Annotated in this window: 18 protein-coding genes and 1 pseudogene; 9 read left to right on the forward strand and 10 right to left on the reverse strand. The window is 66.0% G+C overall.

The window, feature by feature from the left end; translation table 11 throughout:
• Positions 1-81 precede the first annotated feature (81 nt).
• The 8 genes from ACFPN5_RS11800 (at position 82) to ACFPN5_RS11835 (ending at position 8,473) form a co-directional block, all read left to right on the forward strand.
• A complete protein-coding gene (locus ACFPN5_RS11800) occupies positions 82-1,005 on the forward strand; it encodes an AAA family ATPase (RefSeq protein WP_379783451.1) in 924 nt (307 codons plus the stop codon).
• Positions 1,006-1,893, forward strand: coding sequence for a DUF58 domain-containing protein (locus tag ACFPN5_RS11805; protein ID WP_379783410.1), 888 nt, complete (start codon positions 1,006-1,008; stop codon positions 1,891-1,893).
• On the forward strand, positions 1,890-2,870 hold the full coding sequence (locus tag ACFPN5_RS11810) for a hypothetical protein (RefSeq protein WP_379783412.1): 981 nt from the start codon (positions 1,890-1,892) through the stop codon (positions 2,868-2,870). Before ACFPN5_RS11805 ends, ACFPN5_RS11810 begins: the two co-directional genes overlap by 4 nt.
• Positions 2,854-4,827, forward strand: coding sequence for a DUF4175 family protein (locus tag ACFPN5_RS11815; protein WP_379783414.1), 1,974 nt, complete (start codon positions 2,854-2,856; stop codon positions 4,825-4,827). Before ACFPN5_RS11810 ends, ACFPN5_RS11815 begins: the two co-directional genes overlap by 17 nt.
• A complete protein-coding gene (locus tag ACFPN5_RS11820) occupies positions 4,824-6,380 on the forward strand; it encodes a hypothetical protein (RefSeq protein WP_379783416.1) in 1,557 nt (518 codons plus the stop codon). The genes ACFPN5_RS11815 and ACFPN5_RS11820 overlap by 4 nt, the downstream gene beginning before the upstream one ends.
• A 54-nt stretch (positions 6,381-6,434) precedes the next feature.
• On the forward strand, positions 6,435-7,727 hold the full coding sequence (locus ACFPN5_RS11825; protein ID WP_379783417.1) for a Xaa-Pro dipeptidase: 1,293 nt from the start codon (positions 6,435-6,437) through the stop codon (positions 7,725-7,727).
• 69 nt (positions 7,728-7,796) lie between these two features.
• A complete protein-coding gene (locus tag ACFPN5_RS11830; RefSeq protein WP_379783419.1) occupies positions 7,797-8,153 on the forward strand; it encodes a DUF3703 domain-containing protein in 357 nt (118 codons plus the stop codon).
• Positions 8,150-8,473: a hypothetical protein gene (locus ACFPN5_RS11835; protein ID WP_379783421.1), complete on the forward strand. Its 324-nt coding sequence runs from the start codon at positions 8,150-8,152 to the stop codon at positions 8,471-8,473. The genes ACFPN5_RS11830 and ACFPN5_RS11835 overlap by 4 nt, the downstream gene beginning before the upstream one ends.
• 142 nt (positions 8,474-8,615) lie before the next feature.
• Here the strand turns inward: ACFPN5_RS11835 and ACFPN5_RS11840 are convergent, their stop codons facing one another.
• The 3 genes and pseudogenes from ACFPN5_RS11840 to tnpC all read right to left on the reverse strand — a co-directional run bounded on the left by ACFPN5_RS11840 (position 8,616) and on the right by tnpC (position 11,816).
• Positions 8,616-9,032, reverse strand: coding sequence for a hypothetical protein (locus tag ACFPN5_RS11840; RefSeq protein ID WP_379783423.1), 417 nt, complete (start codon positions 9,030-9,032; stop codon positions 8,616-8,618).
• A gap of 305 nt (positions 9,033-9,337) precedes the next feature.
• Positions 9,338-9,961 carry a pyridoxamine 5'-phosphate oxidase family protein gene (locus ACFPN5_RS11845; protein WP_379783453.1) on the reverse strand — a complete coding sequence of 208 codons (624 nt, stop codon included), beginning with the start codon at positions 9,959-9,961 and terminating at the stop codon, positions 9,338-9,340.
• A gap of 275 nt (positions 9,962-10,236) precedes the next feature.
• Positions 10,237-11,816 (reverse strand): annotated as a pseudogene (gene tnpC / locus ACFPN5_RS11850) (IS66 family transposase).
• Between the two features lie 83 nt (positions 11,817-11,899).
• Here tnpC and ACFPN5_RS11855 point away from each other — a divergent pair.
• The gene (locus ACFPN5_RS11855) at positions 11,900-12,406 is read left to right on the forward strand and encodes an SF0329 family protein (RefSeq protein WP_379783425.1); all 507 of its coding nucleotides are present in this window, start codon (positions 11,900-11,902) and stop codon (positions 12,404-12,406) included.
• A 181-nt stretch (positions 12,407-12,587) separates the two neighbouring features.
• Here the strand turns inward: ACFPN5_RS11855 and ACFPN5_RS11860 are convergent, their stop codons facing one another.
• The 7 genes from ACFPN5_RS11860 to ACFPN5_RS11890 are packed head-to-tail and all read right to left on the reverse strand — an operon-like array spanning position 12,588 to position 20,060.
• Positions 12,588-13,367, reverse strand: a complete 780-nt coding sequence (locus ACFPN5_RS11860; RefSeq protein ID WP_379783427.1) for a methyltransferase domain-containing protein — start codon at positions 13,365-13,367, stop codon at positions 12,588-12,590.
• A 44-nt stretch (positions 13,368-13,411) separates the two neighbouring features.
• The gene (locus ACFPN5_RS11865; protein ID WP_379783429.1) at positions 13,412-14,011 is read right to left on the reverse strand and encodes a glutathione S-transferase family protein; all 600 of its coding nucleotides are present in this window, start codon (positions 14,009-14,011) and stop codon (positions 13,412-13,414) included.
• 21 nt (positions 14,012-14,032) lie between these two features.
• Entirely contained in the window at positions 14,033-15,352 is a 1,320-nt protein-coding gene (locus ACFPN5_RS11870) for a sensor histidine kinase (RefSeq protein WP_379783431.1), read from the reverse strand.
• 18 nt (positions 15,353-15,370) lie between these two features.
• Positions 15,371-16,720 carry a sigma-54-dependent transcriptional regulator gene (locus ACFPN5_RS11875; RefSeq protein ID WP_379783433.1) on the reverse strand — a complete coding sequence of 450 codons (1,350 nt, stop codon included), beginning with the start codon at positions 16,718-16,720 and terminating at the stop codon, positions 15,371-15,373.
• A 30-nt stretch (positions 16,721-16,750) separates the two neighbouring features.
• Positions 16,751-17,986, reverse strand: a complete 1,236-nt coding sequence (locus tag ACFPN5_RS11880; protein ID WP_379783435.1) for an ABC transporter permease — start codon at positions 17,984-17,986, stop codon at positions 16,751-16,753.
• A gap of 28 nt (positions 17,987-18,014) precedes the next feature.
• Positions 18,015-19,325, reverse strand: a complete 1,311-nt coding sequence (locus ACFPN5_RS11885) for an ABC transporter permease (RefSeq protein ID WP_379783437.1) — start codon at positions 19,323-19,325, stop codon at positions 18,015-18,017.
• Between the two features lie 9 nt (positions 19,326-19,334).
• A complete protein-coding gene (locus ACFPN5_RS11890; protein WP_379783439.1) occupies positions 19,335-20,060 on the reverse strand; it encodes an ABC transporter ATP-binding protein in 726 nt (241 codons plus the stop codon).
• Between the last annotated feature and the right edge of the window lie 27 nt (positions 20,061-20,087).

The raw sequence follows: 20,087 nt of genomic DNA on the forward strand, positions 1-20,087 counted from the left end.
GTGGCGGAGCACGGAACGGTGCGCTGGAGCGAGTCGGAAGTAGCCGACCTGGTGGCAAAAGTAGGGGCGCTGAAGACGAGCATGGCGCGCGTGATCATCGGCCAGGAAGAGGTAGTTGATCTCCTCGTGACGTGTTTGCTGGCCGGCGGCCACGCGCTGGTCGAAGGCGTGCCGGGCCTGGGTAAAACCCTGCTCGTGAAATCCCTGGCGCAGGCGACCGACATGCAGTTTCGCCGGGTGCAGTTCACGCCCGACCTGATGCCTTCCGATATCGTCGGCACCGAGATCCTGGAAGAAGACCAGGCCACGCGCCAGCGTTCGTTCCGCTTCCAGCCGGGGCCCGTGTTCACGCAAGTGCTGCTGGCCGACGAGATCAACCGCGCGCCGCCCAAGACGCAATCGGCGCTGCTCGAAGCAATGCAGGAGCGCAGCGTCACTTTCGCCGGCCATACCCACATCCTGCCGCGCCCGTTCTTTGTCCTGGCGACGCAGAACCCGATCGAGCAGGCCGGCACCTATCCGCTGCCGGAAGCGCAGCTCGACCGCTTCCTGCTGCGCATCGACGTCGGCTACCCGACCGAGGACGAAGAAGTGATGATGGTGTCGAAGACCACGCAAGCCGGCCTTGGGGACGCCGAGCCGGTGCTGGATGTGGCCAGCCTGCTGCGCCTGCAGGCGCTGGTGCGCGACATCGAGATCGGCGAGCACCTCGTGCGCTATGCGACGCGCATGGTGCGCGCCACCCGCCCGCAGGAAACCACGGTGGCAGCAGTCAAGAAGCACGTCGGCTGGGGCGCCGGCCCGCGCGCCGGACAGGCGCTGGTGCTGGCCTCCAAGGCGCGCGCGCTGATGGCAGGGCGCCTGGCGGTCACGCGCGACGATTTGCAAGCCATGCTGCTGCCGGTGCTGGCGCACCGCGTGCTGCGCAATTTCGAGGCGGAAGCCGACGGCGTGGCGATGGCCGACATCCTGCAGGCGATCCGCGCCGAGATCAGGGTCGATTAATTGGCACGTGCTAGTTCGGCGCTGATCGCGCACACGACCAAACTCGAACTCGTCATCCGCCACGTGCTGGCCGGACTCGGGCAGGGCATCCACGCGGGCCGCGAACGCGGCGCCGGCGTCGAGTTTTCCGAGTACCGGGCCTATGCGCCGGGCGACGAGTGGCGCCGCGTCGACTGGAAACTGCTGGCGCGCGCCGACCGATATTATGTGCGCGAAGCCGAGCGCGACAGCCATGTCGCGGTATGGCTGCTGCTGGACGCCAGCGCGTCGATGGCGGAACCGAGCCGCAGTATCGAAGGTCTCGACAAGCTGGGCTACGCTTGTACGCTGCTGGCCTGCGTGGCGGCGATTGCGCAGCGCCAGGGCGATGCCTTCGGCCTGGCCGTGTTGTCCGGTGGACGGGTGCAACTGGTGCCCGCCGCGCGCGGGCCGCGCCAATTGCAGCGCGTGCTGGCGAAACTGGCGCAAGCACAGGCCGAAGGCGGCCTGCCGGATGCGGATGCGCTGCGCTCGGGGCTGCGTTTTACCGGTTCGCCGTCCCTGATTTTTGCCGCCACCGATTTCCTCGACTGGCCTTCGCCCCTGTCGGAAGCGCTGGTGCGCCTGCGCGCCATGCGCCACGACGTGCGCGCGGCCTGCCTCCAGACCGACGCCGAATGCACTGGCGCGTTCGACAGCGCTCCCGCCTACCGCGACCCGGAGGGGGCCGCCGGCGTGTTCCGCTTCGGCGCCGACCTGCGCGAAGGCTACCTGCGCAACCGCGAGGCGCATTTCGACACCGTGACGGCTGCCTTGCGTGCGCGCGATGTGCCGCTGGTTGCCGCCCGCATCGAGCAGGCGCCGGGCGAGGTACTGCGCCAGTGGCTGCGACAAAAGGATCGCCGATGAGCAGTTTGTGGTGGCTGGCGCTGCCGACCCTGTTGCTGCCGATCTGGTGGCACCGCAAGAAGCGCGTCCAGGTAAAAGCCGAGCCGCTGGCCAGCGCGCGCTTCCTGCCGCGTACCGAACCGAGGCAAATGCGGGTCTGGCGCTGGTCCGACGTGACGCTGTTGATCCTGCGCTGCCTGCTGCTAGCCTGCGCGATTGCCTGGCTGGCCGATCCGGTGTTCCCGTGGCGTGGCAATACGGTCGTCGTGGCCGAAGGGACGGACGCACAATGGGTCGAGCGCGAGATAAAAGCTGCCGGGTTTGGCGACGCCACGCGCCTGCCGCTGCCGGCCACCGAAGCCTTGAACTGGGTGCGGGCGCACGAGCGCGAATTCGAAGCCGGCGCGCGGCTGCTGGTGCTGGGCGACATCCCGATGCCGGCAGCCACGCCGCAATTCCGCCATCCGGTCGAACTGCGTACGCTGTCGAAACCGCTTGCACGCCTTGATGTCCGGGTGGCGGTCGTCGGCGAGCGTACTCCCGAATGGCGCCGCATGTTCGCGGCGCTCGACGGTCCGCTGCGCGTCGTCGAACCGGCGCCGAACGCGAAGACGGAACTGATCGTCTGGGATGCGGCCACCGCACCGCCGGCCGCCCTGCGCGCGCCGCTATGGTGGGTTACGAACGACGCCGCCTTTCCGGAACTGGCGCAGGCGAAGAGCGTGGATGGCATCCGCTACGCCGACAGTGCACGCGGACGGGTCTGGACCTCGAACGCCTGGCCGCCAGCGAATCCCGCCGCCGCGCGCCGCCTGCTGGAGACCTGGCGCGCACTGCACCATGCGCCCGTTGCCTACACCACGCCTGCTACGCGGTTCGCACCTTCTACCGTGCCGGCCACCAGCTACGCCAGCGGTGCGCTGCGCGACATATTGATGATGGCGCTGGTCGCCCTGTTTGCCCTCGAGAGGATACTGACCCATGCACGGCGACGCTGATATCGCGCGGCGCCTGTGGCGCGCGGCGCTGCTGCGGCGCCTGCCGCTGTGGGTGCTGGGCACGCTGCCCTGGCTGTCGCTGCGCCTGCTGCCGGGCCTGGTGGCCTGGACCGCCTGGTGCATATGGGACGCGGCGCGCCTGCGCCAGCAGGTTGCACGCGGCTGGGCCGGCTGGCTCGATGCCGCCGTGCCCGAGCTGGAAGACAGCAGTGCCCTGCTGGTCGGGGCCGAGACGCCGCTGGCCAGGCTGCAGCGCCAGCGTATTCTTGCGCGCCTGGACAGCGCCCTCGATGCGGCGGCTGTGCGCCGGGTTGTGCGTCCGCGCGTGAGTACCGGCCTGCTCTGGCTGCTGCCCTGGCTGGCATTGGCGGCGATCGTCTGGTCCTTTGGCCAGAAACCCGCAGCGGCTGTTCCAGCGGCGCCAGCCGGTGTGCAGCTTGTAAAAGCGGCCGTGGTGCCGCAGCTGGTGGTGACTGCCACGCCGCCGGCCTATACGGGCGCCGCGCGCACGGCCGGCGCACCGCGCAACATTGACCTGCCCGAGGGCAGCACGGTTCAGTGGTGCCTGAAGAACCGGGAAGCCGGCAGCACCACGCTGGAACTGAGCGATGGCCGCACCCTGAGCGCCGGCGAAAAGTGCGCCTCGATCGTGGCCACCGAATCGCTGTTCTGGCGCTGGCGCGGCGCGCGCTATGTACTTCGCGTGACGCCGGACGCGGCGCCCCTGGTGACGATCTCCCAGCCGTCCCAGATGATCCAGGAATTGAAAGAGGGCGCCACCACAGCCGCCATGGCCCTGAGCGTGCGCGACGACTACGCCGTGCGCCGGGCAACCCTGCACCTGACGCTGGCGCGCGGCAGCGGCGAGAACATCAAGTTTACCGACCGCGAAATGCCGCTGCCGGCCTCGAACGACCCGAAAGTGCGCAACTGGTCCAAAACCTGGACCCTGGCGGAACTGGGCATGGAGCCGGGTGACGAGCTGTACTTCTTTGTGCGCGCGACCGACAACGCGGCGCGGCCGCACACAGTGCAGTCGCCGACCTACACGCTGCGCCTGCCGGCGCCCGAGGTGGAAGACGAGGAGGAAACCTCGGCCATGCCGATGCTCGTGAAACCCCAGAGTTTGCGCAGCCAGCGCCAGATCATCATCGATACCGAGCAGCTGATCGCCGACATGCGTGCCACGCGCATGAGCGCGGTTGCGGTGCGCGAACGCAGCGAGGCGATCGCCGGCGACCAGGGCGCGCTGCGCCGCCGCTACGGGCAGTTCCTGGGCGAGGAATCGACGCTGTTCGGCGGCGAGGAAGAGCATGACGAACACGACGAACCCGGTGAGAAGATGGACGTGCTGCACCAGTTCGGCCACGCCCACGACGAAGCGGAAAACGCGACCCTGTACGACGAAAAAACGAAAACCATCCTGCGCCGCGCCCTGGTCGCGATGTGGGACGCGGAAAAGGCGCTGCGCGCCATCACCCCGAAAAGCGCGCTCGCGCCCGAACACAAGGCGCTGGCCGCGATCAAGGAGCTGCAGCAGGCGGATCGCATCTACCTGCACAAGACCGCCTTCGTGCCGCCGCCGATCAAGGAAGAGATCCGCATGACGGGCGACGTGGTCGGCGCGGCCAGCTACGGGCGCGAGCAGGCGGGCGCCGATGAAGCCATTCCCTTGGCGCTGCGCGAACTGGTGGCGGCCTTGTCGGGCGAGGGCCCGTTGCCGGCCCTGTGGACGCGCACCGCGCACGACTGGGTGCGCGAGCGCCTGACGAACGACGAACAGCGCCTGGGAGCGCAGCGCGCGATCCAGGACGTGGCGGACGGCTGCCTGCGCTGCCGCCCGGCGCTGCGTGCCTGGCTGCGCGCCGGTATTGCCCAGGCGCCAGTGCTGCTGCAGGCCAGGCCAGTTGCGCACACGCCGTTTACGCGGGCGTGGCGCGAAGGAGGGGCGAAATGATCATCGCCATCGCACTCATCGGCCTCATTGGCATCCTCAGCGTGCTGCTCTACCTGTGGCACCGGCGCTGGCTGGACGCCGTGCTGGCAGCCAGCGCAGCGGCTGCGCTGGCGCTGCTGGCTGGCGGCCTGACGCTGCCGGGCGAAGCGGGCAGCACGCTGGCCATCGACAGCAACAAGCCACCCGTGTCACTCAAGGGCGTGCGCGCTTTGACGCTCGACGGGGACGGCCTCCGCGCTGCCCAGTGGCAGGATTTGCCGGCGCGGCCGCTGGCATGGACGCCGCCGCAAGCCGGCACCCTGCGCCTCGCATTCCCGCGCCGGCTGCCGCTGGGCCGCATGTTCGCGCTGACCGTCAAACGCAGTGGCATTAGCAACAACAGCGCGCCCGCCCGCCTGCAACTGCTGGCCGAAAACGGCCAGGTGCTGGGCGAGGCGAGCGGCACGGGCGAGCTCACGGTCACCTGGCTGCCGCCACTGGCCGAAACGCTGGAGCTGAAGGCGCGGCTGCTCGGCGAGAAGGACAAGCTGCTGGCCGAAGGACCGGTGCCGGTCGTCGTCGAGGAGACGCGGCCCCTGGCCGTGCGCGGCCGCTTCAGCGCCCCTTCGTTCGACCTGCGCGTACTGAACGAGGTGCTGGCGAACAGCCGCGCCGTCATCGACTGGCAGGTCGCCCTCGGCAAGACCGTCACCCGCAGCGAAACGGCGCGCGAAAAGATCGATAAGCCCGACCTGCTGGTGGTCGATGCCGCCTGGTTCGAGCGCGCAGCCGGCCCAACGCGCGCCGCCTTGCTGGAGCAGGTGGGACAGGGCGCCGCGCTGCTGGTCCTCGGCGCGAATGCCAATGATGCTGCCGTCTGGTCGCGTACCCTAAGCCTGAACCTGCAGGCGCAGCCGGCCGACAAGCTCACCGGCGGGCCCTTGACGCTGCCGGTAGCGCCCCTCAATCCAGCGACCCGCAATGCCGGCGCCTGGGCCGGTTCGGACAGCGCGGTCTGGGCCCGCCAGTGGGGCAAGGGCCGCATCGGCTGGCTGGGCGCCGGCGACTGGCACCGCCATGCCATCGCCGAGCCGCGCGCGCTGGCGCTGTGGTGGCAGGGCGTGCTCGACACGCTCGGCGTCGAGCGGGTCGACGACGTGAGCTGGCTGGACCCGGCCGAGATGCCGCTGCCCGGCCAGCGCCTGGAAGTATGCGCGCTGGGTGTGCGCGGCAACGTGACCTTCCCGGACCTCGGCCAGAGCCTGGCCTGGCAGCGCCGATCGGACCGGGTCGACGCGTCGTGCGTGGCGGTGTGGCCGAAACAGGCCGGCTGGCTGCGCATGCAGACCCAGGGCAGCAAACCGCGAATCACGCCGATCATCGGCCAGGTGTATGTGCATGCGCCCGGCGACTGGCCGCAGTGGCAGGCCTTTGAAAAACGCGAGGCCACCGCCCGCTATGCGGCGCGCACCCCAGCCGCCATGACGCCATCGGAACGGATGCTGCCGCCCTGGCCCTTCGCCATCCTGTTCGCGTTCGCCATGCTGGCGCTGTGGTGGCGCGAGCGGCGCTGACATCGTGCTGGCTGTTTTGCAGTTCAGTCTCTTCCATTACACATGAGGTGATCTTTGAATCGTACGAATTATCTGGCAGTGGGCCTGGCGTCTTTTTGCGTGGGCGGTTTGCCCTGGACGGGAGCACAGGCTGCCGATGTCATCATCACCGCGGACCGGTTGCTGGACGTACGGGGCGGGCGGATGATCGAACAGCCCGAGATACTCGTACGGGATGGCCGGGTGGTCAGCGTCACGCGCAATACAGGCAGTTCCGTGCCGGGCGCCGCCACGCGCATTGCACTGCCCGGGATGACCCTGGTGCCCGGCCTCATCGACATGCACGTCCATCTCGATTCGGATCCGACCTATGGCGGTTATACCTACCTGGAATATAACGACCGCTTCTGGTCGGCGCTCAGCGTGGTCCACGCGGGCCGCACCCTGGACGCCGGTTTCACGACGGTGCGCAACGTCGGGTCGTCCGACTGGAACGACGTGGGGCTGAGCCAGGCCATCGCTGCGGGCAAGGTCCGCGGGCCGCGCATCATCCCTGCGGCCTGGTCGTTCGGGCCGACCGGCAGCCACTGCGACAGCACCTATTTTCCGCCGTCGATGGAAGAGAAGGGGCCGTACAACGCCGACGGCCCGGACGAAGTGCGCAAGTCGGTACGGGCGCTGCGCAAATACGGCGCCCAGGTAATCAAGGTCTGCGCCACCGGCGGCGTGTTCTCGCGCAATACCGAGCCGGGCCAGCAGCAGATGAATTTCGCCGAGCTGCGCGCCGCGGTCGAGGAAGCGAGCCAGTGGGGCATGCAGGTGGCGGCGCATGCGCATGGCGCGGCGGGCATCAAGGAGGCCATCCGCGCCGGCGTCAACACGATCGAGCATGCCAGCCTGATCGACGACGAAGGCATCGCGCTGGCAAAAAAACATGGTGCGTGGCTGTCGATGGATATCTATAACGGCGACTACACCGCCGAGAACGGCAAGAAAAACGGCGTGCTGGAAGATAACCTGAGGAAGGACCGCGAAGTGACCGAGGTGCAGCGCCAGAATTTCCGCCGCGCGCGCGCCGCCGGGGCCAAAATGGTGTACGGCACCGACGCTGGCGTGCACCCGCATGGGAACAACGGCAAGCAGTTCGCGGTCATGGTCAGGTATGGCATGACGCCATTGCAGGCCATCCAGAGCGCCACCATCAACGCTTCCGAAGCGCTGGCACGCAAGGACGTCGGCGTGATCGAGCCGGGCCGCTTCGCCGACATGGTGGCCGTGCAGGGCGACCCGACGGCCGACGTACGCTTGCTGGAGACGCCGGCAGTGGTGATCCAGGCTGGCGCCGTTGTCAAGCGCAACGTTCCCTGAGCCCGGCGGCCGGCCCTCTGCAGTAGGCAAGCTGTCTGAAGCGCGAGAACATCGTTGGAGGGTACTCCCATGAATTCGGCACTGAAAGCGGCGTTCGAGAATGAAATGGCGTCAGCCGCGCGCCTCATCCAAGCGGGGCATCCGGATCAGGCGATGCGGCATCTGGAGCGTGCGCATGTGCTGGGGCAGCGCAAGGCCATGCCGCATGTCCGCTCGCATTGGGCCATGTTGCGCATCGCGCTCGAACGCCGTGCTCCTGGCGAGGTACTTGGGCAGGGCGTGCGTATCGTTCTCGGTGCACTGGGTTCGGCCGTGGGCATCGTCCCGACCGGCAATACGGGTGGCACCAACATCAGCATGTTTGCGCGCCTGCCTATCGATCCTGAGCTGGCCGAATTGATCAGGCAGGATCAGGACAGGCGATGAAGCACGCAAAGCGTAAAAATAAAAGGGTAAAAATGAAAACTGGTTTTGCGAACGTTGTGGCTGTCATGCTCTCGGTATCTCTCCTGAGTGGATGCGCAATGCAGAAAATGGATGCGCAGAAGCCGTTGAGCACAACCGATGCTATCGCGTCATTCGCGAAATTCGGGTATGGCGAATGGGTGGAAAGCCCATTCGTTCGAACCGGAGCGATTTGCGGCGCCGAGAAGGTCCCTGTTCAATTCTCTGAAATAAAACATGCGATGTTTTCCATTGCGACAATCGAAACTGCAATTGCTGACAAGCCGCAAAGGAATTTTTAGCGCGTCTTACGTTTTTCTACTGAAAGACGTAGAAGATGCGAACCGGCTCGTCACTGCCGCCAATTCGCTTGGTGCGAGTGTCGAGTATCTGATGACATTAGATAATTAAAAGCAGGTCGCAGCTACTGGTCAGGCGCCCCGGCTACTTTTCCTGCAACAGGATCGCCACGTCGCGCGAGTAGCCGGGCGCGGTCAGCGTCAATGTCGCCCCGATCCCGCCGACCGTCGTATAGCTGCCCTGGGCGGCGCCTTTCACTTGGCGCGATTCGAACACCATGCCATTGAAGGCAAGCGTCAGCAGCGGCCGCTGGAAGGTCCCGCTGACGATGAAGGGGACCGCAGCGGCTGCGCTGCCCTCCTTCATGGTGCCGGTGCCGCTCACCTGGCCATTGGCGCCTTCCACCAGCCTGAAATCCAGGCGCAGGGCGTTCGGTACGGTGGACACTCCTTCCCAGTCGCCTGCGACCGATTGCAGCGTGGCTTGCGCCGAAGCATTGATATCCTGCTCGGTAGGCCAGGGGCTAACGCCACCACCACTGCCACCACAGGATGTGCTCATCAGGACAATCAATGCCCCGGCCACAATTGAGATGCGCCGCATGGGGTGCCCCTTTACAGTTAATCAACCTGAACTGTACCTCGGGCGTAAGCGTCGCCCTAACACCGTCTTGAGCCGCCCGGCAATTCAAGCGATGCTGGCATCACACAAAATGCCGGGACAAATCGGCACTAAGAGCGCCTAACAAAACCTTCAGAGCAAGGCGCGGCGCCGAAGACAGTACGCCTGTACGGCGAGGCGCTGCAACGCAGCTATGGAGGTTTTGTTAGGCGCTCTAAGTGTACGAGTCAGCGACGCTGCCGAGATCAATAAAGAGTTGTTGATAAACGCCAGGGCAAATCGGCATCATATTTTGAGCCATCAATTTCGTCACTACTCAAATCCCCCAAGATTGTTCCAGGGCTCGGCAAATCCCCACGATCCCGATGCTTGGACGGGTCCCAGAGATGCGAACGAAGTATCGCGCGTGAGCACTGGAAAAACACCGCGTTGACTTTCACGACCAATACGGAAAGCGGCGATTTGCCGTCGATACTGAAGGTTGACAGCAAACCCGGATCGACTTGAATCGATGCAGCACCGTTGACCCGCAACGTTTCTCCAATCCCGGGTATCAAAAAGATGAGAGAGACCCGGGAATCATGCAGGACATTCCGCAGACTGTCTATTCGATTGTTCCCGCGACGATCGGGAAGGAGCAAGGTTAATTCGTCGTGGACCCGGACAAAACCAGCGGGGTCACCTCGGGGAGACACGTCGAGACCGTCCGATCCGCTTGTTGCCAGGAGGGCAAACGGCGCTGCCTCGATGAATTTTCGATAGTGCGGATGAATGTATGCCACTTCCTTTTTTATCGACGCTGCGGCAGGCATTCCGTAAATCCCTTCAAGCGCCGCGATATCCGAAACGATTTGGCTGTCAAGCTGGATCAAGCTCTACTCCCTATGCTGATTGATGGGCTCTTGCGGTCACAAGAGAACCTCCGGCGATCGCCCCTGATGGCTGCTTGGATATCGATTTTACCCGAGCACATCTTCAACTGGCATCCATCGCGCGCGACTGCAGCCTGGGGCGGGGGACTGAGCTAATTGCCATTCAATTGAGAGAAGAACGTGGGGTGGATAAGCGTAGCGTCGTCTCAGCGCCGTCTTGAGCCGTCGAATTCCCCGATGATAGCGTCACACCGCTGGGAAGCGGAGTGTTTTTAGGCAGGAGCCAGCTGCCCGGCGCAATGCCAGGGCAGGAACTCGTCAACACAGTTGACGGGGTGATCGGCGATGTGGGCTAGCACATGGCGCAACCAGGCTTCGGGGTCCACACCGTTGAGCTTGGCCGTCCCGATCAGGGTGTAAATGGCGGCAGCGCGTTTGCCGCCCGTGTCAGCGCCGGCGAACAGATAGTTGCGGCGACCGATGGCAACGCCACGCAGGGCGCGCTCGGCTGCCGAGTTGTCGATCTCGATCATGCCGTCGTCGCAGTAGCGCGCCAGGGCCGGCCACAGGTTGAGGGCGTACATGATCGCCGCCGACGTATCGGACTTGCGTGACAGCTTCCCGAGCATCCCTCGCAGCCAGTGTTCCAGGTCGTCGACCAGAGGCTTCGCCCTGGTTTGTCGCGCTTGCCGACGTTCATCCGGTGGCTTGCCGCGGATCTCCGCTTCAATTGCGTACAGTTCGCCGATGCGGCGCAAGGCTTCGGTCGTCAGTGCGGAAGGCCTGGCTTCATGCAAGTCATAGAACTTACGTCTGGCGTGAGCCCAACAAGCGGCTTCCCGGATCGTGCCGTCCTCGTACAGCGCGTTGAAGCCCGCGTAAGCATCGGCTTGCAGCACGCCCATATAGTTGGCGAGGTGAGTTTGCGGATGGATGCCCTTTCGATCAGGTGTGTAGGCGAACCACACGGCCGGTGGGGCGATGTCGCCGCTCGGCCTGTCATCGCGGACATAGGTCCACAGACGAGCCGTTTTGGTCTTCCCATTGCCGGTGCCAGCACCGGAATCGGGGTGTCGTCCGCGTGCAGCTTGGCACCGGCCAGCACATGGCGCCGGATCGCATCTACCAACGGACGCAACAGTGCGCTGGCAGCACCGACCCAGCTGGCGAGCAGGGCGCGGTCTAGATCGACGCCGTCACGTGCGTAAATGACGGCCTGCCGGTATAGCGGCAGGTGGTCGGCGAACTTCGCCACAAGCACGTGTGCCAGCAATCCTGGTCCGGCAATGCCACGCTCGATGGGGCGGCTTGGCGCAGGCGCTTGCACGATGGCGTCACAGCAGCTGCATGCCAGCTTCGGACGCACATGGCGGATCACACGAAAACTCGCAGGCAAATATTCCAGCTGCTCGGCCACGTCTTCGCCCAAGTGGCGCAGTCCACCGCCACAGGCCGGACATGCGTCGGTGCCAGGTGCATAAATCTTTTCGTCGCGCGGCAGGTGATCGGGCAGCGGTCTGCGCACGGATTTCTTGCGCGGGGCCCGATCCGCTTCGGGCATTTCCCGCTCCGCCTCGGCTTCGTCCGCTTGCAGGTCCTCCAGCTGCAGTTCGAGCTGCTCGATCTGATGGTCGAGCTTTTCGGACTTGCGGCCGAACTGCATGCGGCGCCGCTTGGCGATCGTCAATATCAGGTGTTCGATCTCAGCCGCGCGGGTGTTCAATTGCGCTTCAAGTCCCAAGATCTGTTCGTCGCGGGCCAGCAGCAGCGCCTTCAGGGCTGCGATGTCGTTGGGAAGGTCGGCGGCGTTCGCGCTCGCGCCCCATCCAGCGAAAGCACAACATCTCCGCATGTCGCGAACACAGCGCTTCTCGTACACTGTGAGCCGATCATTGCTGTAGTAGCGATTTACCTGACATCGAAAAGGCGGGCACCATGAAGTGGTCACAGCTCAGGCATCGGCTGAAGGGTCGTATCGCGCCGTGTCTCGTGGGTGTCGATGTCCATCAGACGCGCTATCGCCATGCACACGACCAGGAAGGGGAGTTCTGGGTCACCGTCGGCAGCGAGCGGATATTCAGCGCCGGATCGTCCAGCTATTTGTCTTCGCTTGGCAAGCGGGCAGCGGAAAATCGCCATCAAGGTGCTACGCCAAGACAGGCATTCGAGCAGGCATGGCAAGTCGTGGGCGCGAGCGGTTTGATGCTGCTGGAGCAGATAAACAAGGATTTGTTCACCAGCCTGAATCAAACAGTCGAGCAAATGCTCGCACATGACAACCCTGTCATTCGCGCCCTCGGGATTATCGATGCCCGCTATGGCAAGCGCCGCCTGGCGGCGTTCGATCCGGCCAACGAGCATGTCCTCGTGCAGCGCTTGTTTGATCTGCGTTGCAAAGCAGAGGGGATAACGATCCCGGCTTCGACATTGATTGTCAACTGAGTATCCATTCGAAGCAGCGGCATGCTGCGCCGCTGCTTCGACCCTGTTGTCAGAACCCGTGCCGCAGTCCGACACGCACTGCCGGTCGTCCTCGAGCGCATCAAGGAAAATGGCGTGCTGATGTCGTCGACCATGTGAGCTGTATGGGCAACCGCCACGATCCCTTGAAATAGCGGTGCCCTTACCCCTGCTGGTCCAGCATCCACTCCTTCAGGCCGTCGACCCAGTCCCTGGCGGGCAGGTTCAGGCGCCGCCTGATCTCGCCCGCGCGTTCGTACAGGGTCGAGAAGTCGAGCTGCGGCGCGCATTTGAAGGCGATGACGACGATGTTGGCGTCGTGGACCTCGGGCAGCCAGACCACCGCGTCGAAGACCTCCGTCATCGCCGCCAGGTTCTTGTCGTAGTTGCCCACTTCTCCGAACACGTTGGCGGTCATGATGCCGCCAGGGGCCAGGCAGTCGTGGCAGCCCTGGTAGAACGCGGGGGTGTCGAGCACCGGGCCGCGCGCTTGTTCGTCATACAGATCGACCTGCAGCACGTCGGCGCTGCCGTGGTTGACGGGGTCGAGCACATAGTCGAGCGCGTTCATCTCGCGCACGTCGAGCCGCGCATCGTTCGGCGGCAGCTCGAACAGTGCGCGGCAGATGGCGATCACGTTCGGATTGAGTTCGACCGCCGTCACCTGCGCGCCGGGCAGACGGCGGTAGCAGAACTTGGTCAGCGCCGCGCTGCCCAGGCCCAGCTGCACGATGCGGCGCGGGGCGGGCAGGAACAGCAGCCAGGCCATCATCATCTGCACGTATTCGAGTTCGATCGCGTCCGGGCGAGAAAGGCGCATCGCGCCCTGTTCCCAGGAAGTCCCCAGGTGCAACGAACGCACGCCATCGAATTCGGTGACGGTGGCGGGCGGATGGCCCGGCTGGGCAAAGCGGGGGTCGACTGGAGGCGGTTTGCTGGACATGGTGCATGGGTCGGCGGTAGAGGCCGATCTTACCAGAGCGGGCCTCAGGGAATGCCGTTGCGCCCGTGAAGGCGGAAGCCCTCGCGTTGCCCGAGCCGTTCCAGCCAGCTGGTCAGGTGCGGATAATCGGGCCGGTTCATGGGCGTCATCAGCCAGCGGTTGGCGGAGAGGCCGAGCACGACATCGGCCAGCGTGAAACCGCTGCCCGTCACCCAGGCGCCGGTCGTGCCCAGCTGCGCATCGAGCAGCCCCATGTGCCGGTTCCAGCCGTCGACGCTGGCCGCGACCAGCGCCGGGTCGCCATGCGCGGGGCTGTGACGCACCAGCGCCATGAAGGCATAGCGCCAGGCGTTGTTCAATTCGGTGGCCTGCCAGTCCATCCACTGTTCCACCAGCGCCCGCTCGCGCGCATCGAGGGGCAGCAGGGCCTGGCCGCCATCGCGGTTGCACAGGTAGCGGCAGATTGCGTTCGACTCCCACAGCACGAAATCAGCATCAACGAGGACCGGCACCATGCGGTTCGGATTGAGGGCGGCATGCTGCTCCGCCCATTCTTCGCGTTCGAATGGCAGGCCGAGTTCGACGCAGGTCCAGAGCACCTTGCGCACGTTGATGGATGTGGCTTTTCCGATGATCTTCAGCATACTGCTCCTCAGTCAAGTTTTTTACGACGCCGGCAGGATCAGCGTCACCGCCAGCCCGCCGCCGTCGCGGTTGGACAGCAGGATCCGGCCGCCATGCGCTTCGGCGATCTCGCGCGACAGCGCCAGCCCGAGGCCGGTGCCGCTGCGCTTGGTGGAATAGAAGGGCACCAGGGCGTTGGTCAGCACCGCTTCGCTCATGCCGCTGCCCCGGTCGAATACCTCGATGCGCAGCAGGTCCTGAAGGCGGCGCACCTGCAGCTCCACTGCATCAGGCGGTGAGCCCGACTCGTGGGCATTCTTCAGGAGGTTCAGCAGCGCCTGCTCCAGCTGCGCGGGGTCGACCAGCGCCGGTTCCGCCGGCAGGTCGCCGACCACCCGGAACCTCACCTGCGAGGCCAGCCGTTCGACGAACCGCGCCCACGCACAAGGCTGCAGGCGCGGCGTGGGCAGCTTCGCAAAGCGCGCGTAGCCGAGTATGAAACTCTCCAGGTGGCGCGTGCGCTCGCCGATGGTTTCCAGGATCTGCGGCAGGCGCTCGGTCTGGCCGCGGCGCACCAGCTCGGCGCCGGAGTGGGCCAGCGAGGTCAGGGGCGCCAGCGAATTGTTCAGTTCATGGCTGATCACGCGGATCACCTTTTTCCAGGTCTGCACTTCCTGGCGCCGCAGTTCGGCCGTCAGGTGGCGCAGCAGCAGCAGCTCGTGGCGGCGCCCGTTCAGGCTGAAATGGCTGCGCGCCAGGTGATACACCTGCTCGTCCTCGCCTTCGCCGGCCGTAAACAGGCCGTCGCCGCCGCGCTCGAGGGCTTCGCCCAGCGCCGGCGAGGCCTGCGCCAGCAAGTCGCGCAAGGCGTGGCCTTCGAGCTTGCGGCCGTCGGCCAGCAGCTGGCGCGCAGCCAGGTTGGCGTAGACGATGGTGCGGGCACGCTGCGGCGCGTCCGCCACCAGCAGCATCGCCACCGGCGTATTCTGCACCATCGTGTCGAGCAGCAGTTCGCGCTGCACCAGGTCGCGGCGCTGTTCGCGCAGCACGTGGCCGAGCTCATTGTGGGCGCGGATCAGGTCGGCCAGTTCGTCGTCCTGCGGCCAGTGCAGGCTGAATGAAAAATCGCCGTCGCGGTAGCTGGTGACCGTGCCCTCCAGCGCCCGGAACAGCGACAGGATCGGCTGCACCTGCGAGCGCACGGTGATGATCGCGATCGGGATGACGCCGGCCAGGCACAGGCCTGCCGCCAGTAGCGGCTGGCCGGGCAGGAAGTGGTCGAGGGTGAGGGCAATGCCGATGCCGACCGTGAGCAGGGTGCCGACCAGGGCCGAGAAACGGGTGACGAGGGAGAGGCGCATGGGCGGGCCTGGGTAGGGTCAGGAACGGCCGATGCCCAGGCGCTCCATGCGGCGGTACAGGGCTTGGCGCGATAGGCCCAGTTCGGCGGCCGCCTGCGAGACGACGCCGCCGGCACGCGCCAGCGCGGCGGCGATGGTGTCGCGGTCCGGCTCGGCATCGAGCCCCGGCACCGGCGGCTGGGGCTGGAGCGCGGCGGCCGGCAGGCCGAGGTCCGGCGCGCGGATGGTGTCGCCTTGCGCCAGCAGGTTGGCGCGCGCCATCACGTTCTTCAGTTCGCGCACGTTGCCCGGCCAGCCGTGCGCCAGCAGGGCGCGTTCGGCGCCCGGGTCGAAGCGCTTGCCGCCCGCAAGGAAGCTCGCTGCCAGGGGGAGGATGTCGAGCGGGCGCGCGTTCAAGGGCGGCAGGCGCAGCTCGATCACGTTCAAACGGTAGAACAGGTCTTCGCGGAAGGTGCCGGCGCGGATCATCGCCGCCAGGTCCGCGTTCGTGGCGCTGATCACCCGCACTTTGACTTGCCGCTCGCGGTTCGAGCCGAGCCGCTCGAAGCGGCCGGTTTCGAGTACACGCAGCAGTTTCATCTGGCCGGCCGGCGGCAGGTTGCCGATCTCATCGAGGAACAAGGTTCCGCCGTCGGCCGCTTCGAACTTGCCCTCGCGCGCGCGGGTCGCACCCGTATAGGCGCCGGCCTCGGCCCCGAACAGCTCCGCCTCGATCAGTTCCGAGGGCAGGGCGCCGCAGTTGAGCACCACGAAGGGGCCGTTCGCCACCTGCGAATTGGCCTGGATGATCTCGGCAATGCGTTCCTTGCCTGTGCCATTCGGTCCGGTAATGAGCACCGGCACGTCGGCGCGCGCCACCTGGCAGGCCAGTTGCAGCACACGCTCGGTGGCCGGGTCGGTCCAGACCAGGCCGCGCAGGTCGTAGTGGGTTTCCAGCTCGCGTCGTTCGCGCCGCTCGCGGCCGACGCGCTGCTGCAGGGCGCGGTTGGCCTGCCCCAGTTCCACCAGGTTGGTGACGGTGGCGAGCAGTCGTTCGTCGTTCCAGGGTTTCGGCAGGTAGTCGGCGGCGCCCGCCTTGATCAGGTCGACCGCCGCGTCGAGGTGGGTCCAGGCCGTGAGCAGGATGACCGGCAAATCCGGCCAGGAGGCCCGGATCTGCTTGAACAAGGCCACGCCTTCCTCGCCCGAAGTGGTGTCCGCCGTGAAGTTCATGTCCTGGATCACCAGGTCGACGCTTTCGCAGGCCAGCACCGCCAGCCCTTCTTCCGGGGACGCCGCGTGCAGCGCCGCGATGTCGTGCAGGGAGAACAGCACGTCGAGGGCGATGCCGACGGCGGCGTTGTCGTCAATGATGAGTACGGTAGGCATGGACGTCAGGATAACATTAGTGCCTTGCCATCAGGCACTTCTGGTCGCCAGTGCCGGGGACGTGCTGGCCGCCCGCCACGCCGGCCCGTACACGGCGATCACGCCGAGCAGCCAGAACACGAGGGCGCCGGCGCCGAGGTAGCCGAGTGGCAGGCGCGCCATCTCGAGTTTGCTCACCAGCAGCTGGTTCAGCGCCACCCCGAGCAACAATCCGCCCACGACGCCGGTGCTGGTGATCATGAGATTTTCGGTGATGAAGTAGCGCAGGATATCAATCCGGCGCGCACCGAGGGCGCGACGTACGCCGATCTGCTTGCGCCGCTGCGTGATCCACAGGCTGGCCATGCCGACGATGCCGCAGCAGGTGACCAGCAGCAGCAGCACGCTCACCGTGACCAGCATCCATTGCACCGTCACGCTGCCACTGTAACGGCTGCTGCGGTCCTTGTCGGTCGAGGTCAGCTCCAGGATCAGCGGCAGGGGCGAGGACTTGCGCAGCGCGCCTTCCGCTTCCTTCATCACGCGGTCGCGCTGGCCGGGTTCGGTGCGCACGGCGTACAGCGTACCGCGGCCGCCGCCGTAGAGACGCTGCGGAATGATCACCGAATGCATGGCGCGTTCCTGGAACTCGGCGTGGGCGCTGATCAGGTTCTCGACCACGCCGATGATGCGGGTCGGCCTGGCGTCGGCGCCGGTGCCGAAGTACATGGTCTTGCCGATCGCGCTGGCGCCCGGCCACAGTTTTTCGGCAAGCGGCTTGGTGATGATCACGCCCGGGGGGTAGATGCTCTCGGTAGCCTCGTTGACGTCGATCAGTTCCGGCGCCAGGAAGTCGCGCCCTTCGACGAGATTGAGGCCGAAGGTCTTGATCAGCGAGTCGCCAGAGAGGTAGACCGAGCCGACCGTGCTTTCCTTGGTCTGGCGCGGATCCAGCGCCAGCGAGGTGTTGCTGCCGCTGCGTGACATGGGCATCTGGCTGACCTGGGCCACGGCAGCCACGCCGCCGACCGCACGCAGGACCTCGGTCTGGCGCCGGATGTCGGCGAGCTGCTGTTCCGGAGTCTCGTTGCCGAGGGTACGCACCTCGATGTGGAAGACCGCGTGCTCGTCGGCCATGCCCGAGGGCCGGGCGGTCAGGCCGCGGCGTTCGTTCACGATGTGCATCGCATTGGCCAGGATGGCCAGGCTGAGCGCGACCTGCAGCGCCACCAGGATCGGGCCGGTCTTGTTGCGCAGCAGTGCCGCAAAAATGGGACGGATTTCCATGAATATTCTCCTTGTTGCGCTTATTGGCTTATTGCGACTTGAGCTGGATCGCCGGCGTGACCTGGCAGGCGCGCCAGGTCGGCAGGAGGCCGGCCAGCATGGCAGCGCTGACCGAGATCACGAAGGTCAGGCCCAGCATCTCCCAGTCCATCCTGGCCAGGTTGGCCATCGATTTGCCGGTCATGCCGATCAGTTGCAGCGCGCCCAGGGCCAGCAGCAGGCCGAGCACGCCGCCGGCCAGACCCACCACCACGGTCTCGGTCAGGAACTGGCGGAAGATGTCGGAACGGGAAGCGCCGAGTGCGCGCCGCACGCCGATCTCGGACGCGCGCACCGAGAACTTGGCCAGCAGCAGGCCGACCGTGTTGACCAGGCAGAGCACCAGGAAGCCAAAGGCGAGCCAGGCCTGCAGCTTGCTATCCTTGCCAACCACGCCCGTGTATTCCATCCAGCCCTGGACGTCGTACACGCGAGTCGGTGCGGCGCGCTTCAGGCGCCCCAGCTTGCGCTGTTCGACGGCATAGTTCTGGAGCCAGGACTCCAGGTCGCCGCGGTCGCCGCTGGACGCCGTTTCGATCCAGGCCGTGACCCAGGTGCAGTCCGAGACCAGGCGCGCGGCGAAACCCGGCCCGATGTCCTGCGCGCAGCTCATGCCGCCGTTGTGCTGGGTCTCGTGGCGGACCGCGGTGGAGATCGGAATGAAGAATTCCTCGCCGGTGGCGTAGGGAGAACCGCCCTGCAGCAGGTAGATGCGCGGCAGCATCTGCCATTTTGCGGTAACGCCGACCACGGTGAACGGAAAGCCCATCAGCTTCAGGCGCTGGCCGACCGGGTTGACGTTGCCGAACAGCTTGTCGGCCATCGGGCGGCTCAGCACCACCACGTCAGCGCCGCGCGCTTCGTCGGCCGCAGTCCAGGCCTGGCCGTAGGCGAAGGGCACGTCGAACATCGCGAAAAAGTCGCGCGTGGGGGCCAGGCCGCCCATCGTGAAGGGCGGGAGTTCGCGGCGCGGCGGCTCGACCGGTGCGGCGACGCCGTACAAGGCGGTGCGACGCACGCCGAGGCCGCTCTTGAGGACGTTCATCGCATCCTGGTAGCTGATCTGGATGTCGTCAGGCTTTTCGCCCTCGGTGTAGCCATCGAGCGAACCGGGGTCGATCAAGGGCATGAACAGGCGCGCGCTTTTTTCCGGGATCGGGTCGTTCGACATCATGTGCAGGATGGTCAGGGTCGATACGCTGGCCGCCACGCCGATGGCGAGGGTGATCACCATCAGCGCCGTCAGCGCGGGGTTGCGGCGCAGGCTGCGCACGCCGAGCTTGAAGTAATAACCGAACATGGCGTCTCCTCAGGCGGTGGCCGGGTTGACAGCTGAACCCCTGGTATCGACCAGGGTCGGCCCCTTGCGCACCAGGTCCGAGACCTGGCCGTCGATGATGTGGACATTGCGGTGGGTGCGCACGGCCAGTTCCGGGTCGTGCGTGACCATCAGGATCGTGGTGCCGGCCGCGTTGATCTCTTCCAGCAGTTCCATCACGCCGCGCGCCATCTGCGTATCGAGGTTACCGGTCGGCTCGTCCGCCAGCAGCAGCTTGGGCGAACCGGCCAGCGCGCGCGCGATCGCCACGCGCTGCTGCTGCCCGCCCGACAGCTCGGCCGGGAAGTGCTTCATGCGCGAAGCCAGGCCCACTTTCGCCAGCGCGTCTTCGATGCGCTCCTTGCGTTCGGCGGCATTGAAGCCGCGGTAGCGCAGCGGCACGTCGACGTTGTCGAACAGGTTCAGGTCAGGGATCAGGTTGAAGCCCTGGAAGATGAAGCCGAGCTTCTCGTTGCGCAGGCGCGAGCGCGCGTCGTCGTTCATGCCCTTGACGTTGACGCCGTCGAGCACGTACTCGCCGCTGGTGAACTCTTCGAGCAGGCCGGCAATGTTGAGGAAGCTGGTCTTGCCCGAACCCGAGGGGCCGGTCACGGTGACGAATTCGCCCTTGTTGACCTGGATCTCGAAGCCGCGCAGGGCGTGGGTCTCGATCATGTGGGTACGGTACACCTTGGAGAGGTTGGTCATGCGCAGCATGGGATGTCCTTTCAGGAGGTTTTTTAT

It is taken from the genome of Massilia niabensis (genome assembly GCF_042655085.1).
Lineage (GTDB): Bacteria > Pseudomonadota > Gammaproteobacteria > Burkholderiales > Burkholderiaceae_D > Telluria > Telluria niabensis.

Coding starts and splice junctions, on each gene's coding strand:
- ACFPN5_RS11835 (WP_379783421.1), top strand. CDS start 8,150: ATGAAGCACGCAAAGCGTAAAAATAAAAGGGTAAAAATGAAAACTGGT.
- ACFPN5_RS11820 (WP_379783416.1), top strand. CDS start 4,824: ATGATCATCGCCATCGCACTCATCGGCCTCATTGGCATCCTCAGCGTG.
- ACFPN5_RS11890 (WP_379783439.1), bottom strand. CDS start 20,060: ATGCTGCGCATGACCAACCTCTCCAAGGTGTACCGTACCCACATGATC.
- ACFPN5_RS11830 (WP_379783419.1), top strand. CDS start 7,797: ATGAATTCGGCACTGAAAGCGGCGTTCGAGAATGAAATGGCGTCAGCC.
- ACFPN5_RS11865 (WP_379783429.1), bottom strand. CDS start 14,011: ATGCTGAAGATCATCGGAAAAGCCACATCCATCAACGTGCGCAAGGTG.
- ACFPN5_RS11840 (WP_379783423.1), bottom strand. CDS start 9,032: ATGAGCACATCCTGTGGTGGCAGTGGTGGTGGCGTTAGCCCCTGGCCT.
- ACFPN5_RS11885 (WP_379783437.1), bottom strand. CDS start 19,325: ATGTTCGGTTATTACTTCAAGCTCGGCGTGCGCAGCCTGCGCCGCAAC.
- ACFPN5_RS11880 (WP_379783435.1), bottom strand. CDS start 17,986: ATGGAAATCCGTCCCATTTTTGCGGCACTGCTGCGCAACAAGACCGGC.
- ACFPN5_RS11860 (WP_379783427.1), bottom strand. CDS start 13,367: ATGTCCAGCAAACCGCCTCCAGTCGACCCCCGCTTTGCCCAGCCGGGC.
- ACFPN5_RS11810 (WP_379783412.1), top strand. CDS start 1,890: ATGAGCAGTTTGTGGTGGCTGGCGCTGCCGACCCTGTTGCTGCCGATC.
- ACFPN5_RS11800 (WP_379783451.1), top strand. CDS start 82: ATGGCGCGCGTGATCATCGGCCAGGAAGAGGTAGTTGATCTCCTCGTG.
- ACFPN5_RS11875 (WP_379783433.1), bottom strand. CDS start 16,720: ATGCCTACCGTACTCATCATTGACGACAACGCCGCCGTCGGCATCGCC.
- ACFPN5_RS11815 (WP_379783414.1), top strand. CDS start 2,854: ATGCACGGCGACGCTGATATCGCGCGGCGCCTGTGGCGCGCGGCGCTG.
- ACFPN5_RS11855 (WP_379783425.1), top strand. CDS start 11,900: ATGAAGTGGTCACAGCTCAGGCATCGGCTGAAGGGTCGTATCGCGCCG.
- ACFPN5_RS11870 (WP_379783431.1), bottom strand. CDS start 15,352: ATGCGCCTCTCCCTCGTCACCCGTTTCTCGGCCCTGGTCGGCACCCTG.